This window comes from Bacillus sp. ISL-78 (assembly GCF_018613455.1).
In the GTDB taxonomy this organism is placed as follows: Bacteria; Bacillota; Bacilli; order Bacillales; family DSM-1321; genus Peribacillus; species Peribacillus frigoritolerans.
In genome coordinates, this window is record NZ_JAGGQC010000004.1 from 484,799 (window position 1) to 499,569 (window position 14,771).

16 protein-coding genes are annotated in these 14,771 nt (G+C 44.1%); 7 read left to right on the plus strand and 9 right to left on the minus strand.

Annotated elements, in window-relative coordinates:
* Positions 1-43: 43 nt before the first annotated feature.
* A complete protein-coding gene (locus tag J7I96_RS07970) occupies positions 44-415 on the minus strand; it encodes a YuzC family spore coat inner layer protein (RefSeq protein ID WP_214922571.1) in 372 nt (123 codons plus the stop codon).
* Between the two features lie 255 nt (positions 416-670).
* Here J7I96_RS07970 and J7I96_RS07975 point away from each other — a divergent pair, with 255 nt between their 5' ends.
* The 6 genes from J7I96_RS07975 (at position 671) to J7I96_RS08000 (ending at position 5,558) form a co-directional block, all read left to right on the plus strand.
* Entirely contained in the window at positions 671-1,420 is a 750-nt protein-coding gene (locus J7I96_RS07975) for a GTP cyclohydrolase II (protein ID WP_057278041.1), read from the plus strand.
* Between the two features lie 13 nt (positions 1,421-1,433).
* Positions 1,434-2,528 carry a bifunctional diaminohydroxyphosphoribosylaminopyrimidine deaminase/5-amino-6-(5-phosphoribosylamino)uracil reductase RibD gene (ribD, locus tag J7I96_RS07980; RefSeq protein WP_214773097.1) on the plus strand — a complete coding sequence of 365 codons (1,095 nt, stop codon included), beginning with the start codon at positions 1,434-1,436 and terminating at the stop codon, positions 2,526-2,528.
* 22 nt (positions 2,529-2,550) lie between these two features.
* Entirely contained in the window at positions 2,551-3,648 is a 1,098-nt protein-coding gene (locus J7I96_RS07985) for an FAD-dependent monooxygenase (RefSeq protein ID WP_214922569.1), read from the plus strand.
* A gap of 15 nt (positions 3,649-3,663) precedes the next feature.
* On the plus strand, positions 3,664-4,227 hold the full coding sequence (locus J7I96_RS07990; protein WP_214922567.1) for a 5' nucleotidase, NT5C type: 564 nt from the start codon (positions 3,664-3,666) through the stop codon (positions 4,225-4,227).
* 116 nt (positions 4,228-4,343) lie between these two features.
* Positions 4,344-4,742: a hotdog fold thioesterase gene (locus J7I96_RS07995; protein WP_214922565.1), complete on the plus strand. Its 399-nt coding sequence runs from the start codon at positions 4,344-4,346 to the stop codon at positions 4,740-4,742.
* Between the two features lie 96 nt (positions 4,743-4,838).
* The gene (locus J7I96_RS08000; protein ID WP_214773100.1) at positions 4,839-5,558 is read left to right on the plus strand and encodes an MOSC domain-containing protein; all 720 of its coding nucleotides are present in this window, start codon (positions 4,839-4,841) and stop codon (positions 5,556-5,558) included.
* 53 nt (positions 5,559-5,611) lie between these two features.
* On the opposite strand, the gene mnhG is transcribed toward J7I96_RS08000, so the two are convergent.
* From mnhG to J7I96_RS08035, 7 genes are read right to left on the minus strand one after another with little or no spacing between them, the layout of a single operon-like run.
* Positions 5,612-5,950, minus strand: a complete 339-nt coding sequence (gene mnhG / locus J7I96_RS08005) for a monovalent cation/H(+) antiporter subunit G (protein WP_048687653.1) — start codon at positions 5,948-5,950, stop codon at positions 5,612-5,614.
* Positions 5,934-6,206, minus strand: a complete 273-nt coding sequence (locus J7I96_RS08010) for a Na(+)/H(+) antiporter subunit F1 (protein WP_370023645.1) — start codon at positions 6,204-6,206, stop codon at positions 5,934-5,936. The genes mnhG and J7I96_RS08010 overlap by 17 nt, the downstream gene beginning before the upstream one ends.
* Before the next feature lie 11 nt (positions 6,207-6,217).
* Positions 6,218-6,694, minus strand: a complete 477-nt coding sequence (locus J7I96_RS08015; protein ID WP_202315671.1) for a Na+/H+ antiporter subunit E — start codon at positions 6,692-6,694, stop codon at positions 6,218-6,220.
* 6 nt (positions 6,695-6,700) lie between these two features.
* A complete protein-coding gene (locus J7I96_RS08020) occupies positions 6,701-8,182 on the minus strand; it encodes a Na+/H+ antiporter subunit D (protein WP_214922563.1) in 1,482 nt (493 codons plus the stop codon).
* The gene (locus tag J7I96_RS08025) at positions 8,175-8,516 is read right to left on the minus strand and encodes a Na(+)/H(+) antiporter subunit C (RefSeq protein ID WP_214922562.1); all 342 of its coding nucleotides are present in this window, start codon (positions 8,514-8,516) and stop codon (positions 8,175-8,177) included. The genes J7I96_RS08020 and J7I96_RS08025 overlap by 8 nt, the downstream gene beginning before the upstream one ends.
* On the minus strand, positions 8,516-8,938 hold the full coding sequence (locus J7I96_RS08030) for a Na(+)/H(+) antiporter subunit B (protein WP_034310256.1): 423 nt from the start codon (positions 8,936-8,938) through the stop codon (positions 8,516-8,518). The genes J7I96_RS08025 and J7I96_RS08030 overlap by 1 nt, the downstream gene beginning before the upstream one ends.
* A complete protein-coding gene (locus tag J7I96_RS08035; protein WP_214922560.1) occupies positions 8,935-11,340 on the minus strand; it encodes a Na+/H+ antiporter subunit A in 2,406 nt (801 codons plus the stop codon). Before J7I96_RS08035 ends, J7I96_RS08030 begins: the two co-directional genes overlap by 4 nt.
* Before the next feature lie 333 nt (positions 11,341-11,673).
* On the opposite strand from J7I96_RS08035, the gene J7I96_RS08040 reads away from it, so the two are divergent.
* Positions 11,674-12,231, plus strand: a complete 558-nt coding sequence (locus tag J7I96_RS08040; RefSeq protein ID WP_214773194.1) for a DUF5366 family protein — start codon at positions 11,674-11,676, stop codon at positions 12,229-12,231.
* Positions 12,232-12,852: 621 nt separating this feature from the next.
* On the opposite strand, the gene J7I96_RS08045 is transcribed toward J7I96_RS08040, so the two are convergent.
* Positions 12,853-14,712, minus strand: coding sequence for a transglycosylase domain-containing protein (locus J7I96_RS08045; protein ID WP_214922558.1), 1,860 nt, complete (start codon positions 14,710-14,712; stop codon positions 12,853-12,855).
* Positions 14,713-14,771 lie beyond the last annotated feature (59 nt).

Sequence of the window (14,771 nt, forward strand, 5' to 3'; positions counted from 1 at the left end):
AAATAGGCTTCGGTTTTTTTACCAAAAAGGTGTTAAACGGACGTTATACATCCCTCCATTTCAAGCTTACGATGATATGGCAATTTTCTTCCCCTGCTTTAGGATAGAAATCAAAACGTATCCCATCGGGGTTATACGTGATATCAGGTTCGTTCTTAATTCCTATCTTGCGGATCATATCGATCACGACATTTTTTTGCGATGCTTGGGCAGCGGTCATCAACCGGTTCGAGAAAGGCTTGGATGCGGCTAAAGTATCCATGACCTTTTTTACATCAAGCATCAAAAATTGCGAGGCATTTGCCGATTTGACTAGCAGATCTGGATTGGTTGCCGAGTAGGGGCGCAATGTCTGATTCCTGGCGTGAGGCGGAAATAGGATAGGATCATATAAAAAATAAGGGAAATCCTCCAAAAGGTTTCCTTCCTTTCATTAGGTCTGTCTATAGACACGTTTTCGTTATACGTTAAAATATGTATAAAGGCCAGCCGATATGATAGCGGTTTGTGTATGACCATTTTCTGCAAAAAAACTTCTTGGAAATTATGATCAAAGATACACTATTATTTGTAAACTGCTTCATTGACAGGTATAGTGTATAGTAATATACTTACTTACCTAAAGTAAGGAGAAGGCACACTATAAATTATAAAAATAGGTGATGTTAACATGAAAATAACCCAGGAAACAAAAGACCTTTTAATAGATAAAATGAATATCATCCAAACCCCCGGTAAAGCTGATATATGCCTTGTGGGACCTGTGAACCTGCCGGTTGAACAAGGAGATTTCTCAACGGTTTTCCAATGGTATACATGGCTACAGCTTGACGGTGCGGATAATGACAAGGATACGGTGCTTGATTCGCTTTCGGAAGCGAACCTCGCTTTTGGACAGCAATCCTCCGTATTGGTTTATGGTGATTTTGAAAAGTCGGAGGATGCACTTGTCCGGATGCATAGCATCTGCCACACAGGTGATATCTTCGGCAGTAAACGCTGTGATTGCGGCTATCAGCTCCACCAATCGATGAAGATGATAGCCGAGCATGGGTGCGGGGCCATTTTTTACCTTGCGGACCATGAAGGAAGAGGGATTGGCCTGTTCTCCAAATCTCTTGCCTATTTGCTTCAGCAGGAAGGTTATGACACGGTCGAGGCGAATGAGGCTTTAGGATTCGAAGACGATACGCGATCTTACGAGGGAGCCATTCGCGTGTTGAGGGAACTGCGTAAGGATCCGGTTACTTTAATCACGAACAACCCCAAAAAGCTGGATGCCCTCATGAAGCATGGACTTGCGGCAAAGGACCATATTCCGCTTTGGGGCGGTTTGACGGAAGATAATAGTTTCTATCTCGATACAAAGGTTAAGAAGTCTGGACATATTCCCACAAAGAAGCCAACTTTGATTGTATAAGGAGAGCTATAGAATGAATGATGATCAATATTACATGAAGCTGGCATTGGATTTGGCGGCCAGTGCTAAAGGAAAGACGAATCCAAATCCAGTGGTCGGGGCAGTCATAGTGAAAGACGGTGTGATAGCCGGGACAGGGATCCACCGTAAAGCGGGTGAACCGCATGCGGAAGTACATGCTTTCAAAATGGCGGGTGAGTATGCAGAAGGTGCAACGCTTTATGTGACTCTTGAGCCTTGTTCCCATTATGGAAAGACACCACCTTGTGCAAATTTGGTGAAAGAATCAGGTGTCCGGCGAGTGGTGGTTGCGACTCAAGATCCTAATCCGGAAGTGGCCGGCAGAGGAATAACCATCATAAGGGATGCCGGCATTGAAGTCGAAGTCGGCGTCCTGGAAAAGGAAGCCCAAAGGTTGAATGAGCGTTTTATTCACAATATGCTGACGGATCGTCCATTTGTCATTTCGAAGTATGCGATGACGCTCGATGGAAAACTTGCAACCCACACAGGCCATTCAAAGTGGATAACAGGAGAAGAATCACGTCATTCCGTTCATTTGCTTCGTGATGAGGTGGATGCCATCCTAGTTGGTATCGGGACTGTGTTGGCCGATGATCCATCACTGACGACCAGACTTCCGGAGGGCGGAGGGAAAAATCCGATCCGGGTCATTTTGGACAGTGAATTACGGGTTCCATTGGATGCCAAAGTTGTACAAGTATCAGATGCGAAAACCTTGATAGTAACGCAGGAAAATGCACCTGCGGATAAAATGGACCTTTTACGTGAAAAAGGGATCGAATTCATTTTCGTCCCCAAAAACGAGACGGGACTGAATCTAAAGGCATTAATGGAAGAGCTGTATAAAAAGGGGATTACGGATGTCTTGCTGGAAGGCGGAAGCGAAGTGAATGCCTCATTCCTTAGGGAAGGGCTCATCGATAAATACTTGATTTATATAGCCCCTAAACTATTGGGCGGTAGAAACTCACTGACACCGTATACCGGCATGAATGTGGATACGATGGATGAAGCGATGGATGTTTCCTTCTCTGGCGTGGAAACGTTTGGTGAGGACATACGCATCACGGCTTATCCTAAATAAAATGGACAACAGGTGAAGAGGCATGTTGGTTAAATCAGATGTATGCATAATCGGTTCAGGTCCTGGAGGTGCCCTGCTGGCTTACCTATTGGCCAAGCAGGACATTTCAGTCGTATTGCTTGAAAGGCATTCTGAAGTTTCAAGGGAGTTCAGGGGCGAGTTCTTGAACGATGAAGGAGAGGGCATTCTTAAAAAGCACGGTTTATTCAATAGTGTGGAAAAACTTGGCTTGCTTAGGATGGAACAAATTGAATATTGGCATGGCGGCCAAATGTTCAAAAGCATTTTCCCGGAATGGCCTGTCGATCATGTTGGGATACATGTCCCTCAAAACCATCTGCTTAAAGCCATATTGAATGAAGCCGAAAAGCTGGACTCCTTTCAATTGATGATGAATACGAGGGTTACCGACTTGTTGCAGAATGAAATGGGCCGTTTTACGGGTGTCAAGGCCCGTAATGGCGGAAATGACCTGGAAGTGCAAAGTCCATTGATAATCGGAGCGGACGGCAGGTTTTCCATCGTTCGGAAAAAAGCGGGAATACCAGTCGTGATTAAAGATCATGGCTATGATTTACTGTGGGCAAAAATTCCTGCTCCGGAGGGGTGGAAGCCCTCGATCAAGATGGCATTGGTCAATGGCTCCCAGGTTGCCCTCTTCACCCAGGCCGGCGGTTTCATCCAAATTGGCTGGAATATAGAGCATGGTTGTTTTCCCCAATTGCGAAAACAGCATTTTGATCCGTTCATTGAAGATTTGCTTCTTGCCTTTCCTGAATTGAAAAAGGTCGTGTGTGAAAATATCCGCTCTTGGCGGGACTTCATTTTATTGGATGTTTACAGCAGCTATTGTGAAACGTGGACAAAGGATGGCGTTGCTTTATTAGGTGATGCAGCCCATACGATGACGCCTACAGGTGCGTTCGGACTCAATTGTGCCATGAAGGATGCCGATATATTGGCCGAGCTTATTTCTGGATGCATCCTGCAGGGGGATACTGGCTTCCTTGGACTTAAAACGGCTGAGCCAAAAAGAAAAGCCGAGATTGAAAGATTACAGGCCATTCAGGTGGACAAGGAGATGTCCTTCGCATCACAGTTTGCCGCCGCTTATGTTTGAATAGGAGTGAAGGATATGAAATTCGGTTTTGATATTGACGATACCCTTATTAACTTGAGGGAGTTTGCGTTCCATCTTTATAATGAAAAGCTTAATACGAACGTAGAGTTAACGAAATTCACGGCTTTAAAGACGTTGGAGATCCATGAAGCATTCGGGCTTGATAAAGAGGCTGGGGGCAAGATGTGGAACAGCCTTGCCGATGAAGTGTATTACTCATCCTGTCCAGCCTTCGAGGGCGCAGTGGAAACGCTGCAGGAGCTTGAACGCGATGGCCATGAAATCTATTACATCACCGCCAGAAAAGCGGAGCATGGTGAACGGACAAAAAAATGGCTGATCGAAAACGGCTTTCCGGTTAAGGATGAAAATTTTTACTGCGGGATGAAGGATCATGAAAAAATTGATACGATCCGCAAATTGGAATTGGATTATTATTTTGATGATAAACCGGCAGTGCTGGAAACTTTATTGGATATTCCAACGAAAGTGTACGCAATGGATAACTCCTATAACAGGGAAATGGATATTCCAAGACTGACAAGCTGGTTTGAATTAAAAGAAATCCTCTCCAAATAATACATTTACATGATTGAGGGATGACTTGATAGACTTGGGTCATCCTTTTTTTGTATACTAATATGAATAACGATTCATTTTTTGGTAAAAAAAACAAGAGAGTCGGGGGTAATGGGATGGAGAGAAATATTGAAAAGTCATTGATAGGCACGCTTGGGATTGAAATGAAAGAAGTAGGCGAGGGGAAAGTCATTGCGACGATGCCTGTCGATGAACGGACTAGGCAGCCGTATGGTTTATTGCATGGGGGAGCGTCCGTTGCCCTTGCGGAATCCGTTGCAAGCTTTGGCGGGATGCAGCTGGTAGATAGTACAAAACAAGCTGTCGTCGGCCTTGAAATCAATGCCAATCATGTTAGGGGCGTCCGTTCAGGTTTTGTTACCGCAGAAGGGAACATCATCCATCGTGGGAGGACCACGATGGTGTGGGATGTGAAGATCCATGATGAAGAGGATCATCTTATCTGCATTTCACGCTGTACATTGGCCGTTATCGACTTACCGAAGTCAAAGTGAATCAAAAGAACAATCGCAAATTGGCGCACTGATTCTGCATTATCCGGTTTACGTATAATAAGGGCAGTAGACTAATGTATGAAGAGAGGTTTTTTTATGCTGGTGGGTCATATTCAAGAAATCACCCGTCATCCTGTAAAATCATTCACTGGTGAACAGGTGCAAAAAACGAAGGTGATGGACTATGGACTATATGGAGATCGCAGCCATGCCTTTAAAGGCAAAAATGGGAAGTTCCTGACGATAACCCAAGTCCCGGAAATGGTCCGTTATCAAGCTGCTTTTTCTGGTGAGGAAGCACTTGACCAATATCCGGAAATCCAAGTGAAGACCCCTTCAGGAAACGTTTTGACATGGGGAGAGGGAGCCTTTCAGGAGGAAATGGAACGGTTATTGAAACAGGATGCAGAACCAGTTGTTTATCATCCTGCACATATTCCGTTAGGTGCGATTGAGGAAGAAAACATCCTGCTTGTCAGTGATGCCTCGATTGGCGAATTGACAAAGCTTTGGGGAAAAGAACTGGATGGCAGGAGATTCAGGCAAAATTTAATTATATCCTTAGTGAACAAAACCCCCTTTTTAGAAGAGCAATGGTTCGGAAAAAGGATTCTAATTGGAAATGAAGTGGAATTGGAGATCAAAAGGCATTGTGAGCGCTGTATGATCATAACTGTCGATCCAAGCGATTCACATAGAGATCCATCACTGCTGAAAACTGTCGTCAAGGAAAGGGAAAATCATTTTGGCGTATACGCCTCGGTCATGCAAACAGGTGAAATTAGAGTGGGCGACCAGGTACTTTTAATAGATTGAAATAGAAAAGAGCTGCTCTTGTAATCAGGGCAGCTCTTTTGCAATGGCAGGGATCACCGGGTTTTCTTTAAATCATCCTGGACACTCCGATCCCACATTTTTACGCCAGTATGATAAGCCGAGCGCATGATTAAATGTCCGGCAACAGGACTGGTCATGAAGATGAAGATGATCGCGAGCACGACCCGGAAATCGAAATGGCTATGTTTATAATAAAAATATAACAAGGTGCCGATCAGGATGAACATGATTCCAAGTGTCGAGCTTTTTGAGGCAGCGTGATTTCTTGTATAGACGTCGGGCAGCCGGATGATGCCGAAAGCCGAGACTAAAAAGAGAAAGACTCCCATTAATAGGAATAGGGCCGATAGGATTTCAACGATTGCGGTCATCTTCGATTATCTCCCCTTTCTCAAGGAATTTGGCGAAAGCGACCGTTCCGATGAAAGATAGGATTCCGAGCAGAAGAATGGCTTCCAGATATGCGCTTGTATCCATGACAATGGAGGCAAGTGCAACGATTGCGATAAGATTGATTCCCATTGCATCGAGTGCGATGACCCGATCCGGCACGGAAGGCCCTTTGATTAAACGGTATAAGAATCCTATCATGGAAAGGGAAACACCGAGCAACGCGATTTTAAGCATTAGATCGAACATTATTTGCCCACCTCCATAATCGCTTTTTCAAATGTATTTTTAATGCTGTCCACAGCCTCATCCTTGTCGGCAATATCCATCGCGTGGATATAAAGAATCCGATTATCTTCCGATACTTCAACGACAAGTGTTCCTGGTGTAAGTGTAATTAAATTCGATAGTATCGTAATTTCCCAATCCTTGGTCAGCACGGTTTCAAATGCGAATATGCCAGGTCTCATATCCAGGCTCGGTTTAAGCACAGCCTTAAGGACGCTTATGTTGGAAAGTATGAGTTCCCTTGCGAATATGAGCAGCAATAGAACGACGGCATTCACCCTTTTCAAGTAAAAACGATCATTGAAAAAATGACGGAAGACGAACATGATGCCGAGCCCCAATAAATATCCGATGATAAAAGTGCTCCCGTTAAACTCATTTTTTAAAAACATCCAGATAAACGCAAGGAACACATTCAGTAAAATTTGGAATGACATCAGGCACTACTCCTTTAAAACCGCTTTGTTATAGATTTCGGGATTCATTAATGAATCTACAGCTTGTGTAATGTATGGGTAAACCGATTCTGTCCCTATTCCGAATAAAACGGAAATGATGACGAGGAGGACTGCCGGAACCAGCATTTTATTAACCTTTCCATTAGTTAAGGCATAATCAGCTTTTGGAGTTCCCCAAAAGCCATTCATGAATATTTTCATGACGGAATAGAGGACCATCAAGCTTGAAATTAAGACAACGGCCATTCCCAAGTATGCCCCTTTTTCTGCAGCTCCCTGAAGAATAAGGAGCTTGCCGGCAAAACCGCTGAACGGCGGGATTCCCGCCAATGATATGGCCGCTATGAAGAAGGTCCATGCAACCGCAGGGTATTGCTTGATCAAGCCGCCCATGTCCCGTAAATCATCCGATCCGCTGATTTTGATCATGATGCCCACCAGAAGGAAGAGTGCAGCCTTGATCAGCATGTCATGGATGATATATAGAATGGAACCCGATAAGGCATGTTCATTCATGACGGAGATGCCGAATATGATAACCCCGACGGCGATGATGATATTGTAAATGATTATTTTTTTTACATCCCAATAAGCTATCGCACCAATGACACCGATGATGATGGTCAAGATTGCCAGTATCGCAAGGAATGTATGGGTGAAATCCTGGTCATGATAAAACATCAGTGTATAGGTCCGGAAAATGGAATAGATCCCGACCTTTGTCAGCAATGCCCCGAATAGGGCCATCACTGGAATGGGCGGAGCATAATAAGACCCGGGCAGCCATTGGAAAAGCGGGAAAATGGCTCCCTTCAAACCGAAGACGATCAGAAAGCCAATCGCTATCACCGAGATGATTCCAGGCTGGTTGACTTCCGTTATCCTCTGGCTGATGTCAGCCATGTTCAATGTGCCTAGAACTGAATAAAGATACGCCACCATGATGACGAAAAAGGAAGAGGATAGCACATTGACGATGATATACTTCAATGATTCCCTCAGCTGGATTTTCGTACCTCCCAGCACAAGCAGCACGTAGGAAGCCATCAGCATGACTTCGAAGAATACGAATAGATTGAAAAGATCCCCCGTTAGGAAGGCACCGTTTACCCCGATCAGCAAAAATTGAAATACAGGATAGTAATAATGTCTTTCACGTTCTTCCCCTATGGAGTAAAACGAATAAAGCAGTATGGCCAATCCGATGATATTCGTGGTCAGTACGAGCAGCGAAGAAAGCATATCTGCGACGATAACGATCCCGAATGGCGCCTCCCAGCTGCCGACGCCTAAAGTCAAGATCCCTTGAGAATGGACCGTAACCACTAAATAAAGGGAAATTACAATTCCGATAAGAGAGGAAAAAAGCGATATCCCTCTTTGCAGCATGATTTTCTTGGCAAAGAATATGAGTAGTATGCCTGTGAAAAGCGGCCATAAAACAGGCATGAAAGTAAGATTATTCATTCGTTTCCGTACCTCTCATTTCTTCCATGTCATCCGTACCGAGTTCCTGGTAGGTCCGATAAGCAAGTACCAGCAGAAATGATGTAACCCCGAAACTGATGACGATCGCCGTCAAGATAAGCGCTTGCGGAAGCGGATCGACATAGGATGCAGCTTCATCACTTAACAATGGAACGGAACGGCCTTTCAAACCGCCCATAGTCAAAATCAAAAGGTGGGCGCCGTGACTGAGCAGCCCGGTACCGATTATGATTCTTAAAATGCTTTTGGAAAGCATTAAATAGGTCGCACACATAAATAGTATTCCAATGACAATGGCCATTAAAAGTTCCATTATTCACTCTCCCCTATCGTTTGAATAATGGTCATCGTTACACCAACAACCACAAGATAAACACCCAGATCAAAAAGTACCGCGGTATGAAGCGAGATGTGCCCAAGAAGCGGAAGATCGACATATTGATAAACATGTGTCATGAGGGGCACCCCGAATACCAGCCCGCCTGCCACGGTCAGGCTTGATATGAACAGGCCTGAACCGATCATTAACTTATAGTCGATCGGCAAAATGCCGGTGACGGTTTTAATGTCGAAAGCGAGCAACAGCAGGACTATGGCGGCTGAAGTCATTAAACCGCCGACAAACCCGCCGCCTGGCGAATAATGCCCGCCTAAAAAGATGGCTACCGCAAACAGCAAGATAACAAAGGCGGCGACTTTCGTAACCGTTTGGAGAATCAGGTCATTTTGCTTCATGATTTATCTTTCCCCCCTGTCAAACGCAATTTGATCATCGCGAATATCCCGAGCGCAGCAATGGAAAGGACAGTGATTTCAAACATTGTATCAAGTCCGCGGAAGTCAACGAGAATGACATTTACGACGTTTTTCCCGCCTGCTTCCTTATAAGCATTTTCAAGATAGTAACTGGATATGGAATCAAATAGTTTATTGCTATGTGCCGATAAGGCGATCAATGTCACGATGACTCCTACACCAATAGATATCATGGCATTATTCAACTTGAACGTCATCCGCTCTTCCTTTCTGCTTGCCATTAACGGGAGGTGGTAGAAACAGAGCAAAAACAGCGATACCGAAATCGTTTCGATGACTAGTTGAGTCAAGGCTAAATCCGGTGCCCGCAGCAAAACGAAAAATAGGGAAATCGTATAACCGACGGCTCCTAAGATGATTATGGAACTTAAACGGGACTTTGCAAACAGAATGGCGACAGAGCCAATCACAATGATTCCAGCCAATACCAATTCATATATGCCGATTGGGGCAAAATTCCCTGCATCCAATTTAAATGCATCCTTCCAATAGAGGGTAAAGCCCAAGGAAAGAATGAAGAAAAGGAAGATTGATAGCAGATACGTCCTAATCGAACCTGTCATTAATACTTTCATGACGAAGGAAGCTGAACGTTCGAGCCCTCTTACCCCGTTATCATACAAAGCATTAAGGGAGATGCGTTCAGGAATCCACTGAGTGACTTTCTGCCACTTCGGAAGCGTTTTGTATAATAGAATTCCAAATGCTATGATGCCGATGGTCATCCATACTTCTGGTCCGAATCCATGCCAGAAGGCGATATGGACTCGGAAATCCGGTCCCGCCAAGCTTGGCTGTATGCCGGCTACCGCAGGTTTAATGATGGATGAAGACAGCAAGTTTGGAAAAATACCGAAAACGATGACCAACGAAGCAAGGATGATCGGGGATATCAGCATCCCGACCGGTGCCTCGTGGGGTTTCTTTTCCAAAAGTTGTAACTGAAGTTTACCTGTAAAGGGTTTGAGCACGACAATCATGCTATAAATAAAAGTGAATACACTGGCTACCCATGCAACCACAGGGAACAGGAACCCCCATGTCTCCATATTGAAGATATTCAATTCCAATACATTCACCATGCTGGCCAGGAACATTTCCTTGCTTAAAAAACCATTGAAGGGCGGAAGTCCAGCCATTGAAAAAGCACCTATCACAGCGACAGTGAAAGTGATGGGCATCAACTGCATCAATCCGCCAAGCTTTCTGATATCACGCGTACCGGTTTCATGATCAATGATGCCTGCAACCATGAATAGGCTCCCTTTAAAGGTCGCATGATTAATCAAGTGGAATACTGCTGCAACCGTGGCTGCCAAGTATATATTTTCCCCCAACGTTTCATAGTGGAGTGCCGCAGCACCAAGTCCCAAAAGCGACATGATCAATCCGAGCTGACTGATGGTGGAAAAAGCGAGAATCCCCTTCAAATCAGTCTGCTTGATTGCAGAGAATGAGCCCCAGAACAGGGTGATCAAGCCGGCGATCGAAACGAGCCAGAACCATAATCCTGATTCTGCAAAAACAGGGCTTAATCGGGCAACCAAATAAATACCAGCCTTGACCATTGTGGCGGAATGAAGGTAAGCACTGACCGGAGTAGGGGCTTCCATCGCGTCAGGAAGCCAAATATGGAACGGGAACTGTGCGGATTTAGTGAACGCGCCAAGCAGCACAAGCAAAAGGGCAGGAACGAAGAGCGAGTGGTCCATAAGTTCCCCGCTTTGGGCAATCAATTCACGTATGCTGAATGTGTTCCCCATAATGGAAAGGAGAATGAAGCCTCCAAGCATGCTTAAGCCCCCAAGCACAGTGATCAGCAGCGATTTCTGCGCCCCATAACGTGAACGCTCCCTCTCATTCCAATATCCTATCAATAGAAAAGATGATAAACTCGTGAATTCCCAAAACGAATAAAGGACTATTAGATTATCGGAAAGGACGACACCAAGCATCGCCCCCATGAAAAGCAAAAGGAAGACGTAAAATTGGTTCAGCTTTTCTTTTTCCTTCGATAAATAGAAAATTGAATAAAGAACGACGAGTGAACCAATACCTGTAATGAGCAAGGCAAACAAAAGCCCTAGTCCATCCACATAGAAATCAACATCAATTCCGAGAGAAGGAATCCATGTTGCGCTTTCCATGATGATATCCCCTTGTTTGGTCAAGGAAATGAACCTTGAAAAATAGGTGAAAAGGAGAATCGGTAAAATCAATACAAACCATCCTGTATGTATTTGTCGAAATAGTTTGTACAATATCGGTACAATAATTGCTAATAGAAACGGTGATAATACCGCCCAATGAAGTAAAGACATAAACTCCCCCCCTTTTTTTAAAACGAAGTCAGTCGTCTTATTATGCTTTTTTCGGGCAATCCTAGACGTTAGGAAACTTCGTTGAATATGTATTTTTTTATCGAATCCTTGCCTCGCTTAAAAGTATAACGCAATTTATGTGGGTTTGCATGGCTTTAAAAACGGTGAAGGCCAACTTGAATGATGTTTTATATATAGGTAGAAAAGGAGGGGTAACCACCCTGAAAAATTTATTAAAAAAAGTTTTTCAACGGTGAATGAGTGGAGTACCCATTGTGAAATCGTGGATTATCTTGCATAATATAGGATAAAAGGCGCATGGATGGAGAAATCATGAAAAACACCTATTTATTTAGTTATTTACCAATCATATCAACACTATTATTCAGCCTCTCCTTTTCCATTTATGGGGAAATGCAAATGCTCAAGTTATTTGGAAATTTGGGAATCTACCAAGGGATGCTGGAGTTCTTTTCTGAAGCCGGCATCAAGCTGGCGCTGCTGATCGTATTGCTCCTTTTATTCTTCATGGTTTTTGCTGCATTGAAGCTGATTTCCGATACGATAATGGAGCTGTCTTTATTATTCTTTTCCAAGGATTCGGAGGGGAAAGCCTTGAACAGTGTAAGAAAGGGGTCAGTCATTTATGTGATTGGCGGTGCCTGTTCATTGTTCAGTGTTCAATTCATCTTCGGACTTGGGTCGATCTTTATCGCGACGAATGTCGTGGCTTTAATTTATTTTGTCAATAAGTTGAGCCCGAGCCTGAATTTGTCGAGGCTAGTGGGATTGGTTTTCTTTCCAATCTTCGTTTGGACGGCACTGATTTCAATAGTCGCTTTTGCGGGATTGAAGCTCTATAACAGCGTCATTGCAAGTCTTCCCATATAGCAAAAAAGAAGGTGCCATGCGGCACCTTACAGACTGTAGACAATATAATGAGTTGCCTACAGTTTTTTTGTAAAATTAAATGAACGTTGATTTCCACTCCAGGCACTCGCTTTCCGCGGGCGGTCAGGGAGCCTCCTCGGCGCCAGCGCCTGCGGGGTCTCCCTTCGACGCGCGTTCCCGCAGGAGTCTCGTACCTTACGTTCCAATCAACTTTGTTTTAACATTTAGATGGAACTTCTTTTATCGACAACAGGAAGGTGCCATCAGAATGTAGACAAACTTAATAATAATGGAGTTGCCTTACAGTTATTTTGAGGGAGTGTAAAATTAAATGAACGTAGATTTCCACTTCAGGCTCTCCCTTTCCGCCGGCTGTCTGCCAAGCCTCATCAAAGTAAGCGTCTAGCAGGGGCTTGGCTAGCTGGTTATTGGACAGGCGTGTCGAGAATTTTTTCAATCGATTCAGGTTTCATCCCCTGTCAAACAAATCATGGAGTAGGACCATGTCTTGTTTTAAAATCATGGTAATAATTCCATGATTAAATCGTGCAGGGATTGAGACCATTCCGAACCTCATTTTATTGACAAACTAAGAAGGTGCCACATCGGCACCTTCTTTTTTCACTCGGCAGTCTGGCTGATATCTTTCCAAATCAATAGATGGGGTGAATGTGAATAAATGGATTGTAGATTGGATGGCTTATCCCTTCCAATCCAAACCCCTGTTGTATAGTTTGCTGTCAGACCGACGAACCACATGTCTTTGACATCATTGGTCGTACCGGTTTTACCGCCGACATAGTCTGTAGGAAAGTAGGCTTTGCGGGCTGTCCCGGAAAGGGTTGTTTCATGGAGCAGCTGCCGCATCTTGGCTACGGTTCGTTTGTTCCATATCTCTTTAGAGCGATCTTTCCATTTATAAAGGACTTTACCTTCTTGGTCGGTGACTTTTGTGATGGCACGCGCTGGCTGATAGTTTCCGTCATGGAAGGAAGTATAGGCATTTGTGAGTTCAAGGGGACTCATGCCATATTCGAATCCGCCTATGGCCGAACTCGTATGGTGGTCTTTTTTGCTCACCTTTTTAAAGTCGAAAGCATCCAGGTACTTGAAACTCGTTTCCACCCCCGTCTTTTCAAAGAGTCTTATGGCAGGTGTATTATAGGACTGAGCGAAGGCAGTTCTTAGTGTGACCATCCCATAGCTGTCGCCGCTATAATTCTTTGGACAATAGCTATTGCTGCAATAGCTTGCTCCGCTTATGAGCTGATTGATGCCAGCATCCGTTTCTTCTAAATAAGGAGCATAATCGAGAAGTGGCTTAATCGCTGACCCTGGCTGCCTATAGCTTTGGTAAGCCCGGTTGAAAGAATTTTTTTTATAATCTTTTCCCCCAATCAAAGAGACAAGCTCGTGCGTATGATGCTGTATAACCACTAAAGCTCCCTCGATATCATTGACACCGATTTTTGATTGTACAGCAGTCTTTGATTGTGTTTGCAGTTTAGTATCGAGTGCGGTATGGATGGTTACACCGGAATTTAAAAGCTCTTTGACCTTTTTATCCAGCTCGGCTTCCGCGTTCTTACGTATAGCGACATCAGTGCTTTGCAGAGATTTGTCGAGACCCTCGGAGGATGCCACCAGGTTTTTCAATTCCTGATGAACATATGTTACGTAATCGGGATATAGGTCGACCGGGGTGGACAAGTCTAATTTAATCGTACTTTTGATAAGCCTTTCGTACTCGGCCTGTTCTAAAGCACCATTGGCAACCATTTGTTCCAGCATTCTCTCCTGCCGCTTTTTCGTCGCATCGAAATGTTCAAGGGGATTATAGTATTCCGGATTATTAGGGATTGCGGCAAGGAAGGCAAGTTCCGCCTTGGTTAACTCTCCAGTCGGTTTACTGAAATAATATTGGGAAGCAGCTTCGATTCCATAAGCTCCATTACTGAAATAGATGGCATTCAAATACAGTTCCATGATTTCCGGTTTTGATTTTTTTCGTTCTATCTGATAGGCATAAATGAGTTCGCTGAGTTTTCGGTTATATGTCCTATCATGTGATAGATAAACATTCCTGGCAAGTTGCTGGGTAATGGTGCTGCCGCCTTGTTCGATTGTTTTATTTTGTGAATTGATAAGAAGCGCCCTGCTTATGCCGGATAGGTCGACTCCTGCATGATCATAAAATTTCTGGTCCTCTGTAACGATGAACAGATTTTCCAGGAAAAGGGGGATGTCTTCAAGTTTTAAGTAAGTCCGTTTCTCACCAGTGGAAATTTCACTGATGACCTTTCCATTTGCGGCCTTCATGTAACTATTCTGAGCCAGTTCTATCGATTCAACAGGAATCCGCTCGTCGAGTACATGATAGGGAGATTGCGCTAAGGACCACTCCTGATGGGAAAGGAAAATGAAAAGGATCAATACGGGAACTAAGAGGGAAATCGTGATATAGCCAAGATACGTGCGCATAGTTCAACTTCCTAACTAATATATTTTTAGTATGTCCTTGGAATGAAGGCGTGGAAAAA

What these genes read in the sequence shown, in the direction of transcription:
- J7I96_RS07975 (WP_057278041.1), top strand. Translation starts at nt 671, where the DNA reads ATGAAAATAACCCAGGAAACAAAAGACCTTTTAATAGATAAAATGAAT.
- ribD (WP_214773097.1), top strand. Translation starts at nt 1,434, where the DNA reads ATGAATGATGATCAATATTACATGAAGCTGGCATTGGATTTGGCGGCC.
- J7I96_RS07985 (WP_214922569.1), top strand. Translation starts at nt 2,551, where the DNA reads ATGTTGGTTAAATCAGATGTATGCATAATCGGTTCAGGTCCTGGAGGT.
- J7I96_RS07990 (WP_214922567.1), top strand. Translation starts at nt 3,664, where the DNA reads ATGAAATTCGGTTTTGATATTGACGATACCCTTATTAACTTGAGGGAG.
- J7I96_RS07995 (WP_214922565.1), top strand. Translation starts at nt 4,344, where the DNA reads ATGGAGAGAAATATTGAAAAGTCATTGATAGGCACGCTTGGGATTGAA.
- J7I96_RS08000 (WP_214773100.1), top strand. Translation starts at nt 4,839, where the DNA reads ATGCTGGTGGGTCATATTCAAGAAATCACCCGTCATCCTGTAAAATCA.
- mnhG (WP_048687653.1), bottom strand. Translation starts at nt 5,950, where the DNA reads ATGACCGCAATCGTTGAAATCCTATCGGCCCTATTCCTATTAATGGGA.
- J7I96_RS08010 (WP_370023645.1), bottom strand. Translation starts at nt 6,206, where the DNA reads ATGCTTAAAATCGCGTTGCTCGGTGTTTCCCTTTCCATGATAGGATTC.
- J7I96_RS08015 (WP_202315671.1), bottom strand. Translation starts at nt 6,694, where the DNA reads ATGTCATTCCAAATTTTACTGAATGTGTTCCTTGCGTTTATCTGGATG.
- J7I96_RS08020 (WP_214922563.1), bottom strand. Translation starts at nt 8,182, where the DNA reads ATGAATAATCTTACTTTCATGCCTGTTTTATGGCCGCTTTTCACAGGC.
- J7I96_RS08025 (WP_214922562.1), bottom strand. Translation starts at nt 8,516, where the DNA reads ATGGAACTTTTAATGGCCATTGTCATTGGAATACTATTTATGTGTGCG.
- J7I96_RS08030 (WP_034310256.1), bottom strand. Translation starts at nt 8,938, where the DNA reads ATGAAGCAAAATGACCTGATTCTCCAAACGGTTACGAAAGTCGCCGCC.
- J7I96_RS08035 (WP_214922560.1), bottom strand. Translation starts at nt 11,340, where the DNA reads ATGTCTTTACTTCATTGGGCGGTATTATCACCGTTTCTATTAGCAATT.
- J7I96_RS08040 (WP_214773194.1), top strand. Translation starts at nt 11,674, where the DNA reads ATGAAAAACACCTATTTATTTAGTTATTTACCAATCATATCAACACTA.
- J7I96_RS08045 (WP_214922558.1), bottom strand. Translation starts at nt 14,712, where the DNA reads ATGCGCACGTATCTTGGCTATATCACGATTTCCCTCTTAGTTCCCGTA.